Source organism: Streptomyces profundus, assembly GCF_020740535.1.
GTDB lineage: Bacteria > Actinomycetota > Actinomycetes > Streptomycetales > Streptomycetaceae > Streptomyces > Streptomyces profundus.
The window spans coordinates 4,445,979-4,469,995 of record NZ_CP082362.1; the positions used below are offsets into that span (position 1 = coordinate 4,445,979).

The 24,017-nt window shown below is 71.7% G+C and carries 10 protein-coding genes and 1 pseudogene; 8 read left to right on the forward strand and 3 right to left on the reverse strand.

Translation table 11 applies throughout. The annotated features are described in order from the left end of the window. Positions 1-45 precede the first annotated feature (45 nt). Positions 46-4,872, forward strand: coding sequence for a DNA repair ATPase (locus K4G22_RS19695; protein ID WP_228081602.1), 4,827 nt, complete (start codon positions 46-48; stop codon positions 4,870-4,872). Positions 4,873-4,994: 122 nt separating this feature from the next. Here K4G22_RS19695 and K4G22_RS19700 read toward each other — a convergent pair whose 3' ends face one another. Continuing rightward, on the reverse strand, positions 4,995-5,294 hold the full coding sequence (locus tag K4G22_RS19700; protein ID WP_228081603.1) for a WXG100 family type VII secretion target: 300 nt from the start codon (positions 5,292-5,294) through the stop codon (positions 4,995-4,997). A gap of 607 nt (positions 5,295-5,901) precedes the next feature. Here K4G22_RS19700 and K4G22_RS19705 point away from each other — a divergent pair. After that, positions 5,902-10,476 (forward strand): FtsK/SpoIIIE domain-containing protein, encoded by a 4,575-nt coding sequence (locus tag K4G22_RS19705; protein WP_228081604.1) that lies wholly within the window; start codon positions 5,902-5,904, stop codon positions 10,474-10,476. Between the two features lie 205 nt (positions 10,477-10,681). On the opposite strand, the gene K4G22_RS19710 is transcribed toward K4G22_RS19705, so the two are convergent. Beyond that, a complete protein-coding gene (locus K4G22_RS19710) occupies positions 10,682-11,029 on the reverse strand; it encodes a hypothetical protein (RefSeq protein ID WP_228081605.1) in 348 nt (115 codons plus the stop codon). Here K4G22_RS19710 and K4G22_RS19715 point away from each other — a divergent pair. Beyond that, positions 10,994-11,236 (forward strand): annotated as a pseudogene (locus tag K4G22_RS19715) (hypothetical protein); the annotation flags it as partial. The gene K4G22_RS19710 and the pseudogene K4G22_RS19715 overlap by 36 nt on opposite strands. Then, positions 11,233-11,907, forward strand: coding sequence for a YdcF family protein (locus tag K4G22_RS19720; RefSeq protein WP_228081606.1), 675 nt, complete (start codon positions 11,233-11,235; stop codon positions 11,905-11,907). The pseudogene K4G22_RS19715 and the gene K4G22_RS19720, both read left to right, overlap by 4 nt. 598 nt (positions 11,908-12,505) lie before the next feature. Here the strand turns inward: K4G22_RS19720 and K4G22_RS19725 are convergent. Then, a complete protein-coding gene (locus tag K4G22_RS19725; RefSeq protein ID WP_228084160.1) occupies positions 12,506-13,372 on the reverse strand; it encodes an aminoglycoside phosphotransferase family protein in 867 nt (288 codons plus the stop codon). Between the two features lie 278 nt (positions 13,373-13,650). Here K4G22_RS19725 and K4G22_RS19730 point away from each other — a divergent pair, with 278 nt between their 5' ends. From K4G22_RS19730 to K4G22_RS19745, 4 genes are all read left to right on the forward strand, one after another. Continuing rightward, complete coding sequence (locus K4G22_RS19730) at positions 13,651-18,183, forward strand: DUF6531 domain-containing protein (protein ID WP_228081607.1); 4,533 nt, start codon at positions 13,651-13,653, stop codon at positions 18,181-18,183. Between the two features lie 39 nt (positions 18,184-18,222). Further along, positions 18,223-18,783 (forward strand): hypothetical protein, encoded by a 561-nt coding sequence (locus K4G22_RS19735; protein WP_228081608.1) that lies wholly within the window; start codon positions 18,223-18,225, stop codon positions 18,781-18,783. 60 nt (positions 18,784-18,843) lie between these two features. After that, positions 18,844-19,296, forward strand: coding sequence for a VOC family protein (locus K4G22_RS19740; protein ID WP_228081609.1), 453 nt, complete (start codon positions 18,844-18,846; stop codon positions 19,294-19,296). Positions 19,297-19,533: 237 nt separating this feature from the next. Next, positions 19,534-24,015: a DUF6531 domain-containing protein gene (locus K4G22_RS19745; RefSeq protein ID WP_228081610.1), complete on the forward strand. Its 4,482-nt coding sequence runs from the start codon at positions 19,534-19,536 to the stop codon at positions 24,013-24,015. Positions 24,016-24,017: the final 2 nt, after the last annotated feature.

A 24,017-nucleotide genomic window follows, 5' to 3' on the forward strand; every position in this document is an offset into this window, starting at 1 on the left:
CCGGGCGGGGCTTGGACGGCACAGACACGGCTGGGGGTAGCGAAGGTGACCACGCGGGTGGCGGAGAGCACCACGGAAGAACGGCTTGACCACGGCACCTACGAGGTGCTCAGAGACCGACTGACCACGGCGGCCGGCGAGTTGGCCGACCGGGCGCGGGCGCTCAACACGGAGCGCGTGGCGACCTTCGGCGGGCGGGAGCTTGAGCTGGTCGCCACCGACCGGCTGCGCACCGGACGTGACAGCCTCCCCCGCGATCTGGTGCGGGTAGGCGACGCGCTGCTGCTGGGCTACCAGGTGCCGCCGGCCCCCGGCCAGTCCACCGGCGTCGGCGACGTCTTCGGCCTGTACCGGCCGGCCGGTGAGGGATTCGCGCCGATCCCGCCGGACGCCGTCCCCGGACTGCTGGACGACCCGGCCTTCCAACGGGACTTCGCCGAGCTGTTCCGCTACTTCCAGCAGTCGAGACTGCTCCGCCTGCGGCTGGTCGGCGCGCTGCTGCTCGCCGTCTTCCGCACCGGTGAACGCCTCGACGACATCCGGGTGCTGCGCTGGCGGCTGCACCCCGACGGCCGCCCCGAGTACGTCGACGCCAAGGGCGAACGCGACCATGTGCTGCCGCCCCCGCACGAGGTGGCCTGGGTGGAGACCACCCGCGAGGACCACGTCCCCGGCAAGCACCCGCACATCGCCGTCGACGACACCGTCTATCTGGCGACCGCCGGCGGCACCCTCACCATCAAGACCGAGAACGACACCACGACCCCCGAGGGCCGCTACGCCGAGCCGCTCGCCGAACCGCTCCAGTCGCTGGCCGACGCCCAGGTCGCCTGGGCGCGGGTGGGAGCGCTGCTGCTGCTCTCGGTGCTGCCGTACAACGAGAGCGCGCACCGCTATCTGGTGTACAACTCCCGCACCAGGGAGATCGTCCGCCTCGACGGCCTCGGCCAGGGCTGCCGGGTGCTCCCCGACGACCAGGGCGTGATCTTCCCCGGCGGCTACTACCTGTCCGCCGCGCCCACAGGTTCCGCCGCCCGCACCTTCGACATCGACACCGACGACCTTGAGTACGAGCAGCTGCTCCGCTCGCCCAACGGCGAGGACCTGCTCTATGTCTTCCGCGCCCACGCGCGCGGACGCGCCCTGCTGCTGCCCTACAACCTGATCGACAAGTCGGTGCGCAACCCGATCAGTTGCCTGGGCTTCGCGCTCTTCGACGACGGCCGGCTCGTGGTCTGCCGGGCCGAGGCCGCCGAGGCGTCCCGGGTGCACCCCGTGCAGCTGTGGCACACCCCCTTCGCCAGCGAGGAGCACGCCGCCGCCCAGCCGGCCGGCACCGGTCCGCTCGCCAGGATCGGCAACGCCGACCTGGTGCGCGGCATCTCCGACGCCTTCACCGTCGCCCGGATGGCCGGCGAACTCGAACCGGAGACCGCCGTGTTCGAGGCCGTGGTCGCCGCCTGCGACCGGCTCGCCGACCAGTACCACTGGCTGCCGCTGGCCGGCACCCACGCCCTGCACGAACCGCTGGCCACCGTCCGCGCCACCGCCGACCAGGTCATCGACGAGTACGAGCGGGTCAGGGAGCTCCGCGAACAGGCCACAGCGGCACTCACCGAGGCCGAGGCCGAGATCACCGCCCTGGTGCGGCGCGCCAGGGGCGAGGCCCCGCGCGGCGCCGCCGAGTGGGTCACGCTGCTCACCCGGCTCCGCCGCGCACAGGGCCGGGTCGCCGCGCTCCGCGACACCCGGCACATCGACACCGAGGGCCTTGACGCGCTCGACGAGACGCTCGCCGAGTCGCTCACCGCCACGGGCCGCCGCGCCGTCGCGTTCCTCTCCCGCGAGGACGCGTTCGACGAGAGCCACGCCGCCATCGCCACCCTCACCGAACGCGCCTCAGCCGTCGAGAGCGTCGCCGACGCGGCGCCGCTCGCCGAGGAGTGCGACGAGCACGCCTACGAACTCCGCACCGTCACCGATGTGATCGGCACCCTGGAGATCGACGACGCCCTGGTCCGCACCGATCTGCTGACCCGGATCGGCGAGGTGATGGGTGCCGTCAACCGGGCCCGCGCGGTGCTGGACGGACGCCGCCGCGAGCTCCTGGAGACGGAGGGCCGCGCCGAGTTCGCCGCCGAGTACGCGCTGCTCGGCCAGTCCGTCACCGGCGCGCTGGCCGCCGCCGGGACCCCCGAGGAGTGCGACGAACACCTCGGCCGGCTGCTCCTCCAGGTGGAGAACCTGGAGGCGCGCTTCGGCACCTTCGACGACTTCCTCACCCAACTCGCCGACCAGCGCGAGGAGATCTACGAGACCTTCGCCGCCCGCAAGCAGGCCCAGCTCGACGACCAGGCCCGGCACGCGGAACGGCTCGCCGCCTCCGCCGAGCGGGTGCTGGACACGGTGGGCCGCCGCGCCACGGCGCAGGGCAGCCAGGACGAGGTCAACGCCTACTTCGCGTCCGACCCGCTGGTCGCCCGGGTCCGCGCCACCGCCGACGAACTGCGCGCCATCGGCGGCCATGTCCGCGCCGACGAGATCGACGGACGGCTCACCGCGCTGCGCCAGGAGGCCGGGCGCGCGCTGCGCGACCGGGCCGACCTGTTCGGCGCCGACGGCACCATCCGTCTTGGCCGGCACCACTTCACCGCCGTCAGCCAGCCCGTCGACCTCACCCTCGTCCCCCACGACGGCGGCCTCGCCTTCGCCGTCACCGGCACCGACTACCGGGCCGCCGTCACCGACCAGGAGCTCGCCTCCGCCCGGCACTTCTGGGACCAGCCGCTGGCCTCCGAGTCGCCCGAGGTCTACCGCGCCGAACACCTGGCCGCCGCCGTGCTCACCGGGCTGCGCCCCGACGAGCTGGCCCAGGTCGGGAACTCCGGGAATGACGCACAACTCCTCGATCTGGTGCGGAGGTTCGCCGAGGCCGCCTATGACGAGGGCTATGACCGCGGCGTCCACGACCACGACGCGGCGCGGATCCTCACCGCCGTGCTTCGGCTGCGCGAGGGCGCCGGGCTGCTGCGCTTCCCGCCCGAAGTGCGGGCGCTGGCCCAACTGTTCTGGGCCCATGGCGCGGCCGAGGAGGCCCGCACCGGCTGGACCGTGCGGGCCCAGTCGCTGACCCGCGCCAGGGCCGTGTTCCAGGGCTCAGGCGGCGCCGAGGCCATCGCGGCGCTCGCCGCCGAACTCACCGGCGCCGCCGACGAGTTCCTCAGCGGCCTGCCCCGCTCGGGCGGACTCCCCGAGCGGGCGCCGGCCGCGCTCGGCGACTACCTCGTCGAGGAGCTCAGCACCGGCAAGCCGGCGTTCACCACCAGCGGCGCCGCCACCGCGCTGCTGGACGACTTCCGCTCCGCCATCGGCGGCCCCGGCAGCCGCGAACTGGCGCAGGACCTCAAGGCCATCGGCCCCGACCTGGCCGCCCGCCACCAGCTGGTGACCGCCTGGCTCGGCGCCTTCACCGCGGCCGGCCAACGGGAGGCGACCGACCTGCCCGAGGCCGCCGCCGTCGAACTCACCGCCGAAACGCTGGAACACCGCCAGCTGGACGCCCCGCTGACCGCCACCATCAGCGGCCTGCTGGGCAGCCACCCCCGGCTGCCCCGGGGCGAACTCACCCTGCGGCTGGACGAGTTCCTCACCCGCACCGAGGACTTCCGCACCGTCAGGGTGCCGGCGCACCGCGCCTACGTGCGGCGCCGCAACGCGCTGCTCGACGCCGAACGCCGCCGGCTGCGCCTGGACTCCTACCGCCCCCGGGTGATGCCGGCCTTCGTCCGCAACCGGCTGCTGGACGAGGTCTATCTGCCGCTGATCGGCGACAACCTGGCCAAACAGCTCGGCACCGCCGGCGCCGACCGGCGCACCGACAGCCAGGGCCTGCTGATGCTGCTCTCCCCGCCCGGCTACGGCAAGACCACGCTGATGGAGTATGTCGCCGCCCGGCTCGGCATGGTCTTCGTCAAGGTCGAGGGGCCGGCGCTCGGCCACCACACCACCTCACTGGACCCGAACGCCGCGCCCGACGCGGCGGCCCGCCGCGAGGTGGAGAAGCTCAACTTCGCGCTGGAGATGGGCAACAACGTGCTGCTGCACCTCGACGACATCCAGCACACCTCGCCCGAACTGCTCCAGCGCTTCATCCCGCTCTGCGACGCCCAGCGCCGGATCGACGGGGTGCGCACGGCCGACGGCGAGGCCGTCACCCACGACCTGCGCGGCAAGCGCTTCGCCGTCTGCATGGCGGGCAACCCGTTCACCGAGTCGGGCAGCCGCTTCCGGGTGCCGGACATGCTCGCCAACCGGGCCGACGTGTGGAACCTGGGCGACGTCCTCAGCGGCCGGGAGGAGCTGTTCGCGCTCAGCCACATCGAGAACGCCCTCACCGCCAACCCGGTGCTCGCCCCGCTGGCCGCCCGCGAACGCGCGGACATCGAGCTGCTGGTGCGCCTCGCCAGGGGCGACGAGACGGTCTCGGCCGAGCGGCTGCGCCACCCCTACACCCCGAGCGATCTGGAGCAGATCCTCGCCGTGCTGCGCAAGTTGCTGTACATCCAGCAGACCACGCTCAAGGTCAACGCGGCCTATATCGCCTCCGCGACACAGGAGGACGCCACCCGCACCGAGCCGCCGTTCCGGCTCCAGGGCTCCTACCGCAACACCAACCAACTCGCCGAGCGCGTCATCCCGGTGATGAACGACGCCGAGGTCGAGGCCCTGATCGACGACCACTACCTGGCGGAGGCCCAGACCCTCACCACGGGCGCCGAGGCGAACCTCCTCAAACTGGCCGAACTGCGCGGTCGCCTCACCCCCCAGCAGGCCGAACGCTGGGCCGGCATCAGGGCCGGCTTCGACCGCTGAGAACGCCCCCTCCAGCACCGCGGCCCGTTCCTCCGGTGGGGAACGGGCCGCGGACACGAGCGAGGGCGGCGTCGGGATGCCTGAGGCACCCCGACACCGCCCTGATACGCGGAAGGCGGGAATCAGCCGCCGCGGATGGCGCCCTCAAGACCCTCATCGGTCTCGCGGTAGGTGTCAGCCGCGGTCTTCAGGTACGTGCCCATGCCCTCAAGACCCTCGATGACCTTGCGAGCACCCGTGGTGAACTCGCGGTAGGCATCGTCGAAGGCTCGCGAGGCGCGGCTCGTCACGAAGCCCGTCTGGACCAGGTTGTCGATGTAGCTCTGGAGCGACGACAGCTTCTGGTCGATCTGGTCCCGCTCATCGATGAGTCGGTCACCAGCCTCCTGCATATCGTCATAAGTCACATCCATATCGCTCATGGCGGTCCCCTCCTCTGGCCCTCGCGGGGGCCTTCCCCCCGCTGTATGCGGTGCGGCGTCGCGGTCACGCCCGAGACGGCACGCTGTGGGATCACAGCCTACGTGTGCGTCATCTCGGACGAAAGCCCCGTCCCCGGCAGCCCCCGTGCGACCCCAACGACACCAAGGACGTCAGGGGTTGACGGCTGGTTGCGCTGAATCCACAGGTATTTCGAAGGGGTTTCTCGCAGGAACTGCGGGGAGTGGCGCGGGTACTGCGGGAGTGGCGCGGGGATCGCGGGAGCAGGTGGTGGCGAGGCCCGCCCCCGGCGCACTTTCGTCCCATGCGCCACCCCGTGCCCCCCGGGGCGCGAGAGGGGGAAGTGCGACGTCCTCCGGACGCCTCCGGCGCTCCCGTTTCGCTTCCAACCGGGACGAAACTGCGGCATCGTGGAGGGCATCCGGAAGCTTCGGGAACCAACGGGGCTTTCACCGCATCTCCGCCTGAAGGTGGCTGACGCCTCCGCGCCCGTCAGGGCGCTTGACCGCTCACCGTCACCGCACCACGGGATGCGATGATGAGCGGGTTCAGCCAACTGGAGATCGTGTCAGCAACGGGAGGATAAGTGTGCGCCTGACCCTGACAGTAGTAGACCCGGTCGGGGGTCATCGGGCCGATACCGTGATCGACGCCGATCCGGAGACGCGGATCGCGGACCTGACACCCGAGTTCACCCAGGCCGTGGGCAGCCGCCACGTGCCAGCGGCTGCCGGCGGGCAGCAGGGCGGCCACGCCGAGGCGCCCGGCGGCGCCCACCTGTTCGTCAACGGTGAGTACGTCGATCCCAGTCTGACCCTCGCCCTCTCCCCGCTGCGCGAAGGCAGCGTGGTGAGCCTGCACAACCCGAACGGCTGCTGGCCGCCGGAGCCCAACGGGCTCGTCGAGTTGCGCGTCGTGGGCGGCCCGGCCGCCGGCGCGGTGCACCGGATGGGCGTCGGCAAGGTGGAGATCGGCAACGGCCAGCAGGTCCACATCCACGTGGGCGATCCGACGCTGCCCGAACGCGCCATGACGCTGCGCGTCGCGGGCGACGGCACCTGCCGGGTCACCGTCTACAGCGACGAACAGCCGCTGATCGACGGCGAGCCGTTCTACCACACCGAGGGCGACCGCGCGGTCTGGAAGCTCGGCAAGCAACTCGCCGTCGGCGACTCGCTGTTCGAGCTGACCCCGTACTTCCCCCCGGACGCCGCGCTCAAGGTCTCCGAGGACGGCGCAGGACTCGACTACAACCGGCCGCCGAGGCTCCTGCCGCCCGAGCGGCAGACGCAGTTCAGCCTCCCCAAGCCGGTGGGCGAACGCGAGAAGCGCCCGCTGCCCTGGCTGATGGCCATCCTCCCGGTGGTCGGCGCCGTCGCCATAGCGAGCATCACCGGGCGCTGGATCTTCCTGATGATGGCGTTCATGAGCCCCGTCATGCTGCTGTCCAACTACTTCATGGACAAGAAGCGGGGCCGCATATCGCACGCCAAGAAGCTGGAGGAGTACCGCGAGCGCAAGGCCAGGATCGAGAAGGACGCGCGGGACGCGCTGATCGCCGAACGGTTCGCCCGCCGGCACGCCGCGCCCGACCCGGCGACCGTGCTCACCCAGGCCACCGGCCCCCGCACCCGGCTCTTCGAGCGCCGCCGCACCGACGAGGACCACCTGCTCCTGCGGGTCGGCACCGTCCAGTTGGACTCCGAGGTGGTGCTCACCGACCCCGAGCAGGACGAGCACAAGCGTCAGGTCGCCTGGAAGATCGCGGACGCCCCCGTCACGCTGCCGCTGCGCAGCCTCGGCGTGATCGGCTACGCCGGCTCCGGCGACTCGGCGCGCGCGCTGGCCCGTTGGTCACTCGGCCAGATCGCCGTGCTGCACAGCCCGGTGGACGTGCAGTTCGTGCTCCTCACGGACGGCACCGGACAGTACAGCTGGGACTGGGCGCGCTGGCTGCCGCACGCCAGGCCGTCCGCAGGACACGACACCAACCTGCTGATCGGCAACGACGCCGAGACCATCGGCGCCCGCGTCGCCGAGCTGACCGGAAACCTGGACGCCCGGCAGAAGGCCGCCAAGACGGCCAGGTCGAACGGCCCCACCAGCTTCAAGGACCCGGACATCGTCGTCGTCTTCGACGGCTCCCGGAAGATGCGCTCGCTGCCCGGCGTGATCCGGCTGCTGCGCGAGGGCCCCGCGGTCTCCATCTTCGCGCTCTGCCTCGACGACGAGGAGCGGTTCCTGCCCGGCGAGTGCCAGGCCGTGGTGATCGCCGAGCCCAACCCGAACCGCGCGTCCTCGGGCGCCGCCAGGCAGCCCGGCTACGCCACCGGATTCCACACCTTCCTCGCCGTCCCCGGCGGCAGCCCCTTCGGCCAGGGCGGCCCGGGCGCCGCGCAGGCCCCCGTGATGACGGCCGACCGGCTGCGGGTCGAACAGACCGGCGCCTGGCGCATCCGGGGCGTCCGCCCCGACTGGGTGCTGCCCGAGTGGTGCGAGCTGCTGTCCCGTTCGCTCTCCCCGATCCGCGACATCAGCGGCGAGTCGGAGGACGCGGCGCTGCCGTCGTCGTCCCGGCTGCTGGACGTGATCGAGATGGAGCCGCCCAGCTCGGGCGCCATCGCCGCCCGTTGGCGGCTCGGCGGCCAGTCGACGGAGGCGGTGATCGGCGAGTCCTACGACGGCGGCTTCGCCATCGACCTGCGCAGGGACGGCCCGCACGGCCTGATCGCCGGCACCACCGGCTCGGGCAAGTCGGAGCTGCTCCAGACCATCGTGGCCTCGCTCGCCGTGGCCAACACGCCGGAGAACATGACCTTCGTCCTGGTGGACTACAAGGGCGGCTCCGCGTTCAAGGACTGTGTGCAACTCCCGCACACCGTCGGCATGGTCACCGACCTCGACAACCACCTGGTGGAACGCGCGCTGACCTCGCTCGGCGCCGAGCTGCACCGCCGGGAGCACATCCTGGCCGACGTCGGCGCCAAGGACATCGAGGACTACCAGGACCTGATCCGCCGCAACCCGGGACGGCTCACCCCGCTGCCCCGCCTGCTCATCGTGATCGACGAGTTCGCCTCGATGGCGCGGGAACTGCCCGACTTCGTCAAGGGCCTGGTCAACATCGCGCAGCGCGGCCGTTCGCTCGGCATCCACCTGCTGCTCGCCACCCAGCGCCCCAGCGGTGTGGTCTCCCCGGAGATCCGCGCCAACACCAACCTCCGGATCGCGCTGCGCGTCACCGACGGCAGCGAGTCCTCGGACGTCATCGACGCCCCCGACGCCGGGTTCATCGCCAAGTCCACGCCGGGCCGGGCCTATGTGCGGCTCGGGCACGCCTCGCTGGTGCCCTTCCAGTCGGGCCGCGTCGGTGGCCGCCGGCCGGGCGCCGTCGACGTGGCCGTCTCCCGGCCCTGGTCGGGGCAGCTGGAGTGGAACTCCCTGGGCCGCACGGCGCTCAAGAAGCCGCCGGGGGCCAAGTCCCAGGAAGAGGAGATCACCGACCTCAAGGTGCTGGTCGACGCGGTGATCGAGGCCGACCAACAGCTCGGGTTCCCCAAGCAGCACAGCCCCTGGCTGCCGGCGCTCGGCGACACCGTGCTGTTGCGGGATCTCGAACACCCGGCGCCCCAGGGCGCGTTGCCGGCCGCCCCCTACGGCGTGGAGGACCTCCCCAGCCAGCAGGCGCGGCGTTCCGCGGCGATCGACTTCCGCTCCTTCGGGCACATGCTGGTCGGCGGCGCCCCGCGCAGCGGCCGATCCCAGCTGCTGCGCACCATGGCCGGCTCGCTGGCCTGGATCCACTCCACCTCCGATGTGCACATCTACGGCATCGACTGCGGCAACGGCGCGCTCAACGCGCTGACCAAGCTGCCCAACTGCGGCGCCGTCGTCACCCGTACCCAGGTGGAGCGGGTGCGGCGGTTGATCCGCCGGCTGCGCCAGGAGATGGACCGCCGCCAGGAGGTGCTGGCCGCCGACGCGCTGGCCGACATCAACGAGCAGCGCGCCACCGCCCAGCCCGACCAGCGGCTGCCGCATCTGGTGATCCTGATCGACCGCTGGGAGGGCTGGGTCTCCACCCTCGGCGAGATCGACCACGGCGCGCTCACCGACGAGATCTTCGTGATGATGCGCGAGGGCGCCAGCGTCGGCATCCACATCGTCATCGCCGGTGACCGCAGCGTCCTCTCCGGCCGGATCTCCACCCTCACCGAGGAGCGCTACGCGATGCGCCTCTCGGACAAGTCCGACTACTCCAACATCGGCATGCCGGCCCGGAAGGCGCCCGAATCGGTCGCCGACGGGCGGATGTTCCGCAACCAGGCGCTCACCGAGATCCAGGTCGCGGTGCTCGCCGAGGAGCTGTCCGGGCAGGCCCAGGCGGCGGCGCTGGGCGCCATCGGCGACTGGGCCACCGAACGGGACGCGGCCGTGCCGCGCACCAGGCGCCCGTTCCGGGTGGACGTCCTGCCCAGCCGCCTCACCTTCGCCGACGCGTGGGAGATGCGGGATCCGGAGACGTCCAACTCCCGCCTCTGGGGCCTGATCGGCGTCGGCGGCGACGAGCTGATGGGCTACGGCCCGGACCTGGCCCAGGGCACCCCGGCGTTCATCATCGCCGGACCGCCCAAGTCGGGTCGCTCCACCGTGCTCACCATGCTCGCCAAGTCCTATCTGGCGCAGGGCGTGCGCATCGTGGTGGCCGCTCCCCGGCCGTCCACGCTGCGCGATCTGGCGGGTCAGGAGGGCGTCGTCCAGGTCTTCACGGGCGACGACCTCTACGAGAAGGACCTCCGGGAGGCGCTGAGCACCTCATCGGTCGAGCACCCCATCGTCGTCCTGATCGACGACGGCGAGGACCTGCGCCGCTGTGACGCCGCCGACGAGCTGAAGGTCGTGGTCACGCAGGGCGCCCAGCAGGGCCGCTATCTGGTGCTCGGCGGCGACGAGGGCGAGATCTGCGGCGGGTTCTCCGGCTGGCAGGTGGACGCGAAGAAGGCGCGCCGAGGCGTTCTGCTCTCGCCGACCACGCACCGCTCGGGCGACCTGATCGGCGCGAAGCTGCCCCGCAGCGCCGCCGCCGAACAGCCGACCCCGGGCCGCGCCATCCTCCACCTGGGCGACGGCACGCCCTTCACGGTGACCACCCCGGCCCCCTGACGGGCTGCTCCGCCCAGAACGCCCCCGCCGCGCGGGGGCGTTCTGGCGTTACGGCTGGTTCATGGCTGGGGCCGGTGGCCTCCGAGGCTTGAGGCAGCCACCAGGGGGCGGAGCCCCTAAGAGCGGGGGCCACTCGGCCCCAAACGCGATCAGGCACAGGTCCCCGACTCGCCGCACAAGCTTATGGCCCCCGCGTGCGTCTGGTTCAGGCGGTGGGGAGTTGGATGCTGATGCCGGCGTCGATGGCGTCGAGGGCTTCCTGGATGGCGGCCGTTGGTTCGGTGTTCTCGGTGAGGGTGGTGATGGGGGCCCAGCGGGCGTGGGGGTGGGTGTCCTCGGTGGCGTCGGGGACGGTGTCGTGGACGCCGCCGTCGAGGATCCAGAGTTCGCCGTCGTTGTCGGGGCCGATGGAGCGGACGGTCCAGGCGTGGGTGACGTCGGCGAGATGCCCGGTCTGGCGGGCGAGGGTGAGCCTGCCGGTGAGGGCCAGGTTGCCGTGGGCGGGGACGGTTGCCTGCGGCAGCTCATCACCATGGCCCGCGATGCGGGACACAACGACTCCCCCCTGCAACGTGTGCGGGTGGACACGGCTCACGGCCATATCCTGCTCTCTGATCCGGCAACCCGCGATGACGGGTTCCGTGCGCTGGGTGAAGCGGCGGGGCTGGCTGCCAGGGTCGGTCTCAGCCACCAGCTCCGCAGTATCGAGGACATCCGGACCGCGGCCGGTTTGGGCGACCAGGGAGCAGAAGGCAAGTGACAGACACGGGTAGCGAGCGGAATGTCAGCGGGCGGCAGCGGGAGTTGGCCGGAGTGATCTGGGAGTATCACCGGATGGGGCACCGGGTGCGGGCCTGTGATGTGGCGATCGGGCTGGGAAGTCACGATCTGGGAGTGGCCACGTTCGCGGCGGAGTTGTACCGGGCCGGGCTCTTTCCGACGCTTGTCTTCTCCGGTGCGAACAGCCCCACCACCGCTGCCCGCTTCCCGCGTGGGGAGGCTGTGCACTACCGCGAGCGGGCACTTGAGCTGGGCGTGCCTTCGGAGGCGATCCTGGTGGAGCCTCGGGCGGGTAACACGGGGCAGAACATCACGCTCTCCCGCGATGTGCTGGCCGTGGCCGGGATCGTCCCGACATCGGTGTTGCTGGTCTCCAAGCCGTATATGGAGCGGCGTTCCTACGCCACGGCGCGCAAGGTGTGGCCCGAGGTCGAGGTGGTCTGTGCTTCGGAGTCGATGCACTTCGACGACTATGTGAAGAGCGTCGGCGACGAGAAGCTCGTCGTCGACATGCTGGTGGGCGACCTACAGCGGGTGATCGACTACCCGAAGCTCGGATTCGCCATCGAACAGGATGTCCCGGAGGCCGTGCGGGCCGCCTACGAGGCTCTCATCCGCGACGGCTTCACCAGCCGGCTTGTCGCATCCTGACCACTGACGCTCGCCCCATCCCCGCGTCGCGCGGCAAAGCCGCCGTGGAGCTGGCGCGCGCGTGAGCCCCGCTCGGCGAACCTGATGGCGGGGCGGCACCGCCGACGTCGTGGCCTGTGCGGAGCGCGACGGGGTCCCCCTCCGCCATCGTTCTGGCCGACGCGGTCCAGACCATGACCTCCATCGGATGGCAGCGCACCTAACTCCGCACCACCCCCGGCGCGAGGGGGAAGGCTGACGGCTGATCACCTACCCCCAAAGGGTGACACCGTCCGTTGAACCGAGCCGCCTGCTCCCGCCGCATCGGCGGGGGCGAACTCGTGTCGACACCGCGTCCCACGGGCCCGACCGCGCCAGCCGGCGCACATCGGCGGCCACCGTCAGATCGCCCCGCAGGGGCACCACGCCCGGCACGTCCTGCCCGGAGCGGGCTCGGCTGAACGGTTCCCGCAGGCGCGCAGCCGGAGGTCCGTGGTCACTCAGCGGGTGGTACCTGGGGCGTGAGGTCCCGGTGGCCTCCCTCGGCGACAGGTTCGCCAGCGGTGCCCGGGGCGGAACCGTCCACTTCCTGTGTCGCACCGCTTGGCTTCGGCGCGTTCTACGAGCCGCCCACGCGCCGGTTCAGTGTGTCGAGGGTCGGCCAGGGTGGGCCGTCGTGCAGGGCGCGCAGGAGTTCTTCGCCGAATCGCCGTCCGTTCGGGAACTCGTCGCCGCGATCCCAACGCCAGGCCGCGACCATCGCGAGGACGAGGTGTCGGCAGTCGTCGAGCAACTCTCGGTCGATGTCCGGGTAGTGCTCGGGGACCGCTTCGGGAACGTGGGCGAGGTCGAATTCGACGGGGCCACGGCAGCATGTCTCAAGGTCGATGAACAACGGGCCGTTCCGGGTGCTGAGCAGATTGCCCGGATGCGGCTCACCGTGGAGCAGCTGCTCCACCGCGCCGCGTTTCTCGATCGCGCGGCGCAGGCTCGTTAGCCGGCCGCCGAGGAAGGCGCGGTCCGCGTCGGCGAGTTCCGGTGAGCGAACCGGGTCGGCGACGATGTCCTCCGCCTCGGTGATCCGGTCCGTGAACCGGGGGCTCGGCATGTCGACCTCGCGCATGCCGGTGTGCAGCAGCTCCAGCGCCTTGGCGAAGTCGACCGGTGGGATCCTGGGCGTCACGGGGGCGTAGTAGGTCCACAGCGTCACCGCGAAGCCGTCGCGCGTGTACACCCGTGGGTCCACCCGAGGGTCCAGGGGGCACACCGGGCTGCCGGCCTCGACGAGCCGCTGGGCGAGGTCGACTTCGAACTGGGCGACCTCCTGTCCCACCGGGGCGACCCGGGCGAAGGTGTCGCATGGCGTCAGCCGCAGGGCCAGCTTGTTCGAGTTGTGGAGCACGGTCGCGCCGCTGACCGGCAGGCCGAGTGACGCGGCGATCGAGGTCGCGGCCGTCGTGGCACGCGTGACGTCGGACATCTCCATGGTCAGATCCTGGCGCACCGGCCGCCGGTGGTCTCCTCTATTTTCGCGTCGCGCGCGGGCTTTCGCGTCGGGCGCGGGCCGCGCCGCACGACGGTGTGGTCACCCGGCTTCGCCGGCCCCACCGTCGTCGGTTTTCGCGTGCGGGGTACGAACGGGAACCGCATGTGACGTGAAGAACCCGGGGGCGCGGATTTGGCCCGCGTCGGTGGGGCAGCCTCTTTCCGGTGCCGGCCGGGTGCCGTCGGCTCGTCCCCGTTCTCCGTGGTCGGGAGTTGGAAATGGCACGTCCCGCTGACTGGTCCCCGTTGGATCTGGATTCCGATCCCACCCCGGGAGATCCGGGAGAGGTCAGGGAACTCGCCGACGAGTTACAGGAGTTCGCCGATGAGGTGGGGGAGGCTCTCGGTACGATCCGGGGAATGGCCTCGGAGCGGGCGATGCTGGAATGGGCGGGGCTCTCCGCCGACACGTTCCGCGCCGAGTTCGAGAGCGTGCCGGGGAATCTGAGCAAGTTGGAGGAGTCCTACGCGCTCTGTTCGCAGGCGTTGCAGGGGTATTGGCCGCAGTTGGAGACCGCGCAGGGGATGGCGGACCGGGCGTTGGACCGGGCGATCTCGGCGCGGGCGGATCTGACCAGTGCCCGGTTCGCGTTGGAGGACGCGCAGGACTGGGTGGGGCGGGCCGGCGACGAGGCCGAGCGGCTGCGCGAGGAGGGCCGGCGGGAGAACGTCGAGCCGCCGGACGAGAGCACCGTCCGGGCCGCCGCGCGGGATCAGCAGGCCGCCGCGTCGGCGGCCGGCGCGGCCGAGGCGCGGGTCGCCGACGCGGAGCAACGTCTGGATGCCGCACGGCAGTTGGCGTTGGATGCCCGGGAGATGCGGGCGGAGGCGGCTCGGATCTGTGCGCAGGGCGTCGATGAGGCGAGCGATGCCGGCATCCAGAACAAGAAGTGGTGGGAGAAGCTGATCGAGTGGCTCTCCGATGCCTGGGACACGCTGGTCAGCATCTGCAAGGTCATCGTCGCGGTGCTTGCCGTGGTGGCCATGATCATCGGAGGGCCGCTGGCGCTGGTGGTGCTGGTGGCTGCCGTGGTGGTGTTGGCGGACACCCTCGTCAAGTTCGCGCAGGGCAAGGCGGGGCTGCTCGATGTGGCGTTCGCCGCGTTGGACTGCATCCCGGGGATGAAGGGCCTCACCACCCTCGGCGGGCTCGCCCGGGGCATCAAGGGCCTGGCCACCACCGGGATCAAGGGGCTGAAGCAGGGCGCGCTCAAGCTGGGCCGGATCGGCCGGGGCGAGGGCATCCCGATCAACGCCCGCAACGCCTGCGGCGACCCGGTCGATGTCGCCACCGGCGAGCTGCTGATGTCGGCGGTCGACGTCGAACTCCCGGGCGTGCTGCCCCTGGTGATCGAGCGGCACCACATCTCCAGCTACCGCGCGGGCGGCTGGTTCGGGTCGTCCTGGGCGTCCACCCTGGACCAGCGGCTGATCCTGGAGGAGCACGGCGCCCGGCTGCTCACCGCCGACGGGATGACGCTGCTCTATCCGCGCCCGATCGTGGACGAGCCGGTGCTCCCCGTGGAGGGCCCCCGCTGGACGCTGTCCTGGGACGGGCAGCCAGGCAGCCCGCTGACGGTCGACCAACGGGACGGTCCGCTGCTGCACTTCGCCCCCGTGCCGGGGCGGCCAGGCAGCGAGCTGCCGCTGGTCGCGATCACCGACCGGCACGACAACCGCGTCCAGTTCGCCTACGACGAGACGGGCGCGCCCACCGACATCCACCACTCAGGCGGCTACCATCTCGGCGTCGCCACCGAGGGCGGCCGGGTCACCGAGCTGCGGCTGCTCAGCCATCCCGAGCGTCCCGTCGTGATGGCCTACGGCTATGACGCCGCCGGTCTGCTCCACGAGATCCGCCAGGCGGACGGGCCGCCGCTGCGGTTCGCGTACGACGCGCACGCCCGGATGTCCCGCTGGGAGGACCGCAACGGCTACTGGTACTCCTACGAGTACGACGAGCGGGGCCGCTGCGTCTTCACCACGGGCACCGACCGGGTGTTGGAGTACCGCTACGCCTACGACCCGGAGAACCTCCGCACCGACGTCACCGACTCGTTGGGGCAGCGCACCCGCTACCAGTTCAACGACTGCTTCCAACTCGTCGCCCAGACCGACCCCTCGGGCCACACCACCGGCCAGAGCTGGGACCGCTACGACCGCTCGCTGACGAGGACCGACCCGCTGGGCCGGGTCACCCGCCTCGGCTACGACGCGGCGGGGCACCTCGCCGAGCTGGTCCGTCCCGACGGTCTTGCCACCCGGCTGACCCACAACGAGTTGGGTCTGGTCACCGAGATCACGCAGGCCGACGGCGCCACCTGGCGGCAGGCGTACGACGCGGCGGGGGACCTCGTCGTCCTCCAGGACCCGGCCGGGCACCGCACCCGCTACGGCTACGACGCCCATGGCGGGCTGGCCGAGGTGACGGACCCGTCCGGTGACACCACCCGGATCCGCTCGGACGCGGCCGGGCTGCCGCTCGTGGTGAACGGCCCGGACGGCGAGGTCACCCGCTACGAGCGGGACGCCTTCGGCCGGGTCACCACCGTCACCGACCCGTCGGGCGCCATGACCCGCTTCGCATGGTCCCCGGCGGGCCAACTGCTGCGTCAGACGGACCCGTTGGGCGGCAGCCGCAGCTGGAGCTATGACGCCGAGGGCAACTGCCGCACCACCACGGACGAGACGGGCGCCACCACCACGGTCGACTACGGCGCCTTCGACCTGCCGACCCGCCGCACCGGGCCCGACGGCGTCGCCTACGCGATCGAACGGGACACCGAACTGCGCCTGACCGGCGTGGTCGACCCCCTGGGCCGGGTCTGGCGGTACGACTACGACCCGAACGGGCGGCTGCTCGCCCAGACCGACTTCGACGGCCGCGTCACCACCTACCGGCGGGACGCCGCCGGGCAGCTCGTCGAACGGGTCAACCCGGCGGGGCAGTCGGTCCGTTACCGCTACGACGCGCTGGGGCGGGTGGCGGAGTCGGCCGCCTCGGACGGCGGCGTGACCACGTTCACCAGGGACCCGCTCGGCCGCGTCGTCGCCGCCGAGAGCCCGGGCACGGTCCTGACCCGTGCCTACGACGTGCGCGGCGACTGGCTCAGCGAGACGGTCAACGGCCGCACCCTGACCGTCGCCAGGGACGCCCTGGGGCAGGTCGTCGAGCGCACCACGCCGGCCGGCGTGCACAGTGCCTGGGCCTACGCGGGGTTCGCCACCCCCACCGCGCTGACCGTCGACGGACGCACCGTCGCGTTCAGCAGGACGGCCCACGGGCGGGGCGTCGCCCGGACCTACGGGGGCCAACTGACCGTCTCCGTCGCCCTGGACGCCGCCGGGCGGCCCACCGACCAGCTGGTCACCGGGCCAGCCGGGCGGGACATCGCACGGCACTCGTACTCCTACCGCGCCGACCACCACCTCACGGGGCTGACCGGCCCCGGCGGGCCCACCGAGTTCACCCTCGACCCGAGGGGGCGGGTCACCGCCGTGGACGGCCCGGCGGGCGAGGAGCGTTACGCCTACACCGAGACGGGCGACCAGGCCGAGGCCGGGTGGCCGCGTGGCGAGCCCGCCTCGGCCGGGCCACGGAGCTACACCGGCACCCTGCTGACCGACGCCGGACGCACCCACTACACCTACGACGCCGCCGGCCGGGTGGTCGCCAGACGGCGGAAGAACCTCTCCAAGAAGCCGGACACCTGGGCCTACACCTGGGACGCCGACGACCGGCTGACCTCCGTCACCACCCCGGACGGCACCGTCTGGCGCTACCGCTACGACGCCTTCGGCCGCCGCACCGCCAAGGAACGCCTGGGCCAGGACGGCCGCACCCCCGTCGAGCTGACCGACTTCACCTGGCAGGACACCAACCTCGTCGAGCAGACCGCCACCGGCGGCGACGCCCGGGGGCCGTCCACCCTCACGTGGGAGCACGAGGGCACCACGCCGCTGCTCCAGCTGGAGAGCGCGGGCCACTCCGCCGCCCAGCAGGAGGTGGACCGGCGGTTCCACGCGATCGTCTCCGACCTGGTCGGCCGGCCCACGCTGCTGATCGACGAACGGGACGAACAGTGGGAGACGGCCTGGGAGTCCCGCACCACCCTCTGGGGCGCGCCGCTGCCGGGCGGCCCCGACGGGACGGACACGCCGCTGCGTTTCCCCGGCCAGTACGCCGACGAGGAGACCGGCTGGCACTACAACCACCACCGGCACTACGACCCGGAGACCGGTCGCTACGTCACCGCCGACCCGCTCGGCCTCGCCCCGGCGGAGAACCCCCGGGTCTATGTGCACAACCCGCTGACCTGGTCGGACCCGCTGGGCCTCGCGCCCCACTCCGCGCTGATCACCGGGTTCCGGCTACAGACCCTGCACCGGCTGAGCCGGCGGATGTTGGTGGACGGGTCGGGCAACGTCTCCATCGCCGGTCGGCAGCATCTCTATGTCAACCTCAGCAACGACATCAGACACACGCTCAACTTCCGTGGCGGGCAGGGGGAGATCGTCTCCTTCCAGCTGCGGCAGAGCTTCCTGGACCGGGTGCGGAGCACCGCCATCCCGCAGCGGAACCCGGGCAACTACACGCCCGAGCAGTGGAAGCAGATGAAGCAGACCCACCCGGAGATCTCCGACCCGACGAAGGGAGACGATCTCTACGGACTGCCGGGCAGTATGCTCGACGAGTTCCAGGACGCCATCATTCCCGGCTCCGGAAAGATCATCAAGAACGGGTCGAGCTGAGCCGCGACGCAGCGGGCCGAGCGCGCGGAGGGAGACGCCGTGGACGACGCCGTGGACGAGCTGGTGGCCGAGCGACGCCGCCTCACGCACCGGCCCCCCGACGACGAGGGCATCCCCGCGTTCGCCTACCTGGAGGTACGTCCCGGGGCGGCCGCTGAGGACTACGTCCACCGCCTCCGCGCCGTCCTCGACCCGACGTTGGCCATCGCGGCGACGGCGGACTTCGACGCGGCCGAGCTGCCGACGGGCGGCATCCCCGACTGGTTCGCCCGCGTCTCGGGCCAGGAGCCGCCCGCCGCACCGGAGTTCGCCGCCGCCGGCCGCGAGCGCTACGCGGCCCACCCGGGAACGGACGGCCCCTGGGAGCTCAGGGACTGGCTCTCCCGCTTCGAACCGGAGTACGGCATGCGCGGTTGGGCCTGGTGGGACATCACCGCGCCCGCCCCCGACCGGCTGCGGATCTGGGTGGACTGCGGCACCGAGCCCTGGTTCGCCCACCTCGACCTGCTGTGGCTCGCCTACACCGCCGGCGCTGCCCGGGTCACCCCGCCCGAGGTGGTGGAGAGCGTCATCTGGTCCACCGAGCCGCCGGCCGGCTGACAGTGCCGCCGGGTAGCCTCCGGGAGCACCACGCCCACACCGGCCCGGAGGACGAGACCCATGACCGAGCAGCGCGCAGCCGAGGGAACACCAGGCGCAGGCCCCGATGTCGACGTCCGGGGCGGTGTCAACATCGCGATGAAGATACCGGCGGCCGACTACGCGGCCACGGTGGCCTTCTACCGCGAGACCCTCGGCCTGGAGGTCATCGACGAGGCCGAGGGCGAGGCCACCGGCTCCGTCGGCGTCACCCGCACCCACGCCTTCCGCTTCGGCCCCACCACGCTCTGGCTGGACCAGGTCGACGGCCTGGCCCGTTCCGATCTCTGGCTCGAACTGCGCACGTCGGCCCTGGAGTCAGCCGTCGAACACCTGGCCGCCGCCGGCCATCGCACCTGCGACGAGATCGAGCCCTTCGTCGACCCGAACACCCGGGCCCACTGGATCAGGAACCCGGCTGGCGTCGTCCACGTCCTCGCGGAGCATCAGCCGGAGGATGAGCCGGTCCGCTGAACACCCCGCGTGATCAGGTGTGTTGCGGGGGTGTGCGGGGAATCCGGCGGGAACCGCCGCGCCGTCCTTTTCGTGTCCCAGAGGGAATGACCGGCGGTTTTTCATGATCTATCGTGGTCTCATCACATGAGCATGACCGCTGCTCAATGCCCGTGACGGCGTCATCCCGGCCCGATCAGCCGGTCCCTCCGACGCCGAGGTCGGCCCGACCAGCCGACCGCGTTCCAAGGGGGTCCGGTGCGCCCATCCGACTGGAGTCCGGTAGACCTGGACACCGATCCGACTCCGGGAGATCCGGACGACGTCCGCGAACTCGCCTCGGATCTGCGGGAGTTCTCCGACGACGTCGGCGAGGCGCTCGGCAAGATCCGGGGCCTCGCCTCGGAGCGCGCGGTGCTGGACTGGGCCGGCCTCTCCGCCGACACGTTCCGCCGCGAGTTCGAGGGCGTCCCCGACAACCTGACCAAACTGGAGGACTCCTACGCCCTCTGCGCCGACGCCCTCGACGGCTACTGGCCCACACTCCAGACGGCGCAGGGCATGGCGGGCCGCGCGCTGGACCGGGCGATCTCGGCGCAGGCCGATCTGCTCAGCGCCCAGTCCGCGCTGAGCGACGCCGAGGACTGGGTGGGCCGGGCCGGCGACGAGGCCGAACGCCTCCGGGAGGAGGGGCGGCGCGACAACGTCGAGCCCCCGGACGAGGACACCGTCCGCAACGCCACCCGCGACCACCGGGCGGCCGAGTCCGCCGCGACCGCCGCCCAGGGGCGGGTCGACGACGCCCAGGAACGGCTCTCCGCCGCCCGCCAACTGGCCCTCGAAGCACGCGAGATGCGCGAGGAAGCGGCTCGCGTCTGCGCCCAGGGCGTCGATGAGGCGAGCGACGCCGGCATCCAGAACCGCAAGTGGTGGCAGAAGGCCATCGACTGGGTGACCGACAACTGGGACACCATCGTCGACATCGCCAAGGCCATCGTCGCCGTGCTCGGCATCGTCGTGATGATCATCGGCGGCCCCCTGGCCTGGATCGTCCTGGCCGCCGCCCTGATCGTCCTCGCCGACACCCTGATCAAATACGCCAAGGGAGAGGCGGGCCTGCTCGACGTCGCGTTCGCCGCCCTCGACTGCATCCCCGGCATGAAGGGCCTGACCACCCTCGGCGGCCTGGCCGCTGGACTCAAGGGCATCAGGAGCGCGGCCAGTACGGGCCTGCGCGGTCTGCGCGAGGGCGCGCTGGGGTTGGGCCGCCGGGTCAGGGGCGACGGAGTGCCGATGGGCGGGCGAAACGCCTGTGGTGACCCGGTGGACGTGGCGACCGGGGAGCTGTTGATGTCCGCCACCGACGTCGAACTGCCCGGTGTGCTGCCCCTGGTGGTGGAGCGGCACCACATCTCCACCTACCGCGCCGGCGGGTTGTTCGGCTCCTCGTGGGCTTCCACGCTGGACCAGCGGCTCCTGTTGGACGACCACGGGGTACGGCTGTTCACCGCCGACGGCATGACGCTGGTCTATCCCCGACCGATCCCCGGCGAGACGGTGCTCCCGGTGGAGGGCCCCCGCTGGCAGCTGTACTGGGACGGCCAGCCCCAGGCGCCGATGTCGGTGCACCAACGGGAGAGCGGACGGACCCTGCACTTCGCCCCCACGCCGGGCCGGCGGGGTGGCGAGCTGCCGCTGATCGCGATCACCGACCGCAACGCCAACCGCGTCCAGTTCGCCTATGACGCGGCCGGCGCGCTCACCGACGTCCACCACTCGGGCGGCTACCACCTGGGCGTCACGACCGAGAACGGCCGGATCACCACGCTGCGGCTGCTCAGCGACCCCACCGAACCCACTCTGCTGTCGTACGGCTACGACGCGGCCGGGCTGCTCTCGGAGATCCGCAACTCCTCCGGCCTGCCGCTGCGCTTCGGCTACGACGCGCACGCCCGGATGTCCCGCTGGGAGGACCGCAACGGCTACTGGTACTCCTACGAGTACGACGCCGAGGGCCGCTGTGTCTTCACCACGGGCACCGATCGGGCCCTGGAGTATCGCTACGCCTACGACCCCGAGAACCTGCGCACCACCGTCACCGACTCCCTGGGCCACGCCACGCTCTACGAGTTCAACGACAGCTTCCAGACCGTTGCCGAGACGGACCCGCTGGGCCACCGCACCATCCGTGCGTGGGACCGCTACGACCGCACCCTCGCGGAGACCGACCCGCTCAGCCGCACCACCCGGTACACCTACGACGCGGACGGGAATCTGACGCTGGTCGTCCGCCCCGAGGGCTCCCAACTGGCCGTCGAGTACAACGAGTGGCACCAGCCCACCGCGATAACCCAGCCGGACGGCAGTGTGTGGCGGCAGAGTTACGACACACGGGGCAACCGCACCATCGCCATGGACCCGGCCGGAGCGCGCACCCGCTACACCTACGAGCGCGGCGCCGTCACCTCCATCACCGACCCCTTGGGCCGGCGCACCCGGATCAGTTGCGACGCCGCCGGGCTGCCCCTGCTGGTCTCCGATCCGCTCGGTGGCGAGGTGACGCTGGTCCGCGACGCGTTGGGGCGGCCGATCCGGGTCACCGACCCGATGGGCGCCGTGACCACGCTGCGCTGGTCCGTCGAGGGCAAGCTCCTGCACCGGACCGACCCGGTCGGCGGTACGGAGTCCTTCAGCTGGGACGCCGAGGGGAACCTGCTCAGCCAGACCGATGCCAACGGCGGCACCACCCGCTACGCGTTCGGGCCCTTCGACCTGCTGGCACACTGTGTCACGCCCGACGGGGCGACCTACCGCTTCACTCGCGACACCGAGCTGCGGGTGACCCAGGTCGTCGACCCGCTCGGGGCGGCGTGGGAGTACACCTTCGACCCGGTCGGACGTCTCGTCGCCGAGAAGGACTTCGACGGTCGGACCGTCGAGTACCGTCGTGACGCGGCGGGACAGCTCGTCGCCCGCACCAATCCCGCCGGACAGAGCACCACCTACAGCTACGACCTCCTCGGGCAGTTGACCGCGCGGGAGACATCCGAGGGGGACCGGCTCACCTACGCCTACGACGCCCTGGGCCGGGTCACGGCCGCCAGCTCGCCCGGCATCGACCTCGTCCGTGACTTCGACGCACGGGGGAGCCTGGCCCGGGAGAGCACCAACGGGCACACCCTGAGGCTCGGCCACGACCCCCTCGGCCGGATCCACACCCGGCGGACGCCCACGGGCCACGTCAGCACCTGGACCTACGCCGAGAACGGCCGGCCGGACTCGCTCACCGTCGACGGCAGGACGCTGTCGTTCGCCCATGACGCGGTCGGGCGGGAGACCAGCCGCCGCGTCGGAGACAACCTGACCTTCGACCAGCGGTGGGACCCGGCTGGCCGCCTGGTGCGGCAGCAACTCACCGGCCCGGGCGGCCAGGTCCTCCAGGACCGTACGTTCGCCTATCGTCCGGACCACCACCTCACCGCCCTGACGGAGTCCCAGGGCGGCACCACCGACTTCACCCTCGACCCCGTGGGACGCCCGACGGCGGTGCGGGGGGCCGCCGGAACGCGGGAGAGCTACGGCTACGACCTCGCCGGCAACCAGCTGACCGCCGACTGGACGACCGCGGGGAGCCCCGGGCTGCCGGCGTCCGCCGGGGAGAGCGGCGCGGTCGGGGAACGCACCTTCAACGGCACGCTTCTGACCGGTGCGGGAAGGGTGCGGTACGAGTACGACGCCGCCGGCCGACCCGTTACCCGCCGCCTCACCCGACTCTCCCGCAAGCCCGACCAGTGGCACTACACCTGGAACGCGTTGGACCAACTGGTCCAGACGGTCACCCCCGACGGCACCGTCTGGCGTTACCGGTACGACCCCTTCGGCCGTCGGGTGGCGAAGGAGCGTCTCGGCGACGACGGCGTCACCGTGGTCGAACGCTGCCGGTTCACCTGGCACGACACCGATCTGATCGAGCAGGAGACCACCGGGGAGGACGGCAACCCGGTGGCCCTCACCTGGAACCATCACGATTCCCGCCCCCTCACCCAGACCCGGCACACCGCCAGCCAGGCCGAGACCGACCGCCAGTTCCTCGCGATCGTCACCGATGTGGTGGGGGCGCCAACGCAGTTGGTCGAGGAGACGGGAGACGTGGTGTGGCGGGCGCGCGCCACCCTCTGGGGCGTGCGCACGGAGCCGTCGTCGTCGGAGTCGGCCGACACACCGCTGCGCTTCCCCGGTCAGTACGCCGACCGGGAGACCGGTTGGCACTACAACTACTTCAGACACTACGACCCGAGCACCGCCCGCTATGTCACGCAGGATCCGATGGGCCTGCTCCCGGCCCCCAACCCGCGGACGTACCCCAGCGATCCCCGCCGCTCCATCGACCCCCTCGGCCTGGCCGCGCATCCGGCGCTCGATCTCGATGTCGCGTCCGCGACCGGCGCCCTCCCGGACCGCGGCGGGTACTCCTTCGCCGGCCGCGCCCTGATGAAACACGCCGGTCGTAACGGCAACCCCAACGGCTGGCCGGTGCCCACCGGAACACAGAACCCCACCGCCTGGAACAGCACGGGCCAGAACATGCTCGACGAGATCCTCACCAACCCGAACTCGGTCACCTCGTCCGGCTATGGAAGAATCGGCGGCCAGTGGCAGGACACGATCGACGTCCGACTGCCCGACGGGCGCGGCGCCAGATTCTCCACGTCGAGCGTCTTCTCCGGCTTTCTGGACTAGGA

Excerpts from the sequence above, each read along its gene's own strand:
- K4G22_RS19740 (WP_228081609.1), top strand. The coding sequence starts at position 18,844 with ATGACCGAGCAGCGCGCAGCCGAGGGAACACCAGGCGCAGGCCCCGAT.
- K4G22_RS19730 (WP_228081607.1), top strand. The coding sequence starts at position 13,651 with ATGGCACGTCCCGCTGACTGGTCCCCGTTGGATCTGGATTCCGATCCC.
- K4G22_RS19725 (WP_228084160.1), bottom strand. The coding sequence starts at position 13,372 with ATGGAGATGTCCGACGTCACGCGTGCCACGACGGCCGCGACCTCGATC.
- K4G22_RS19700 (WP_228081603.1), bottom strand. The coding sequence starts at position 5,294 with ATGAGCGATATGGATGTGACTTATGACGATATGCAGGAGGCTGGTGAC.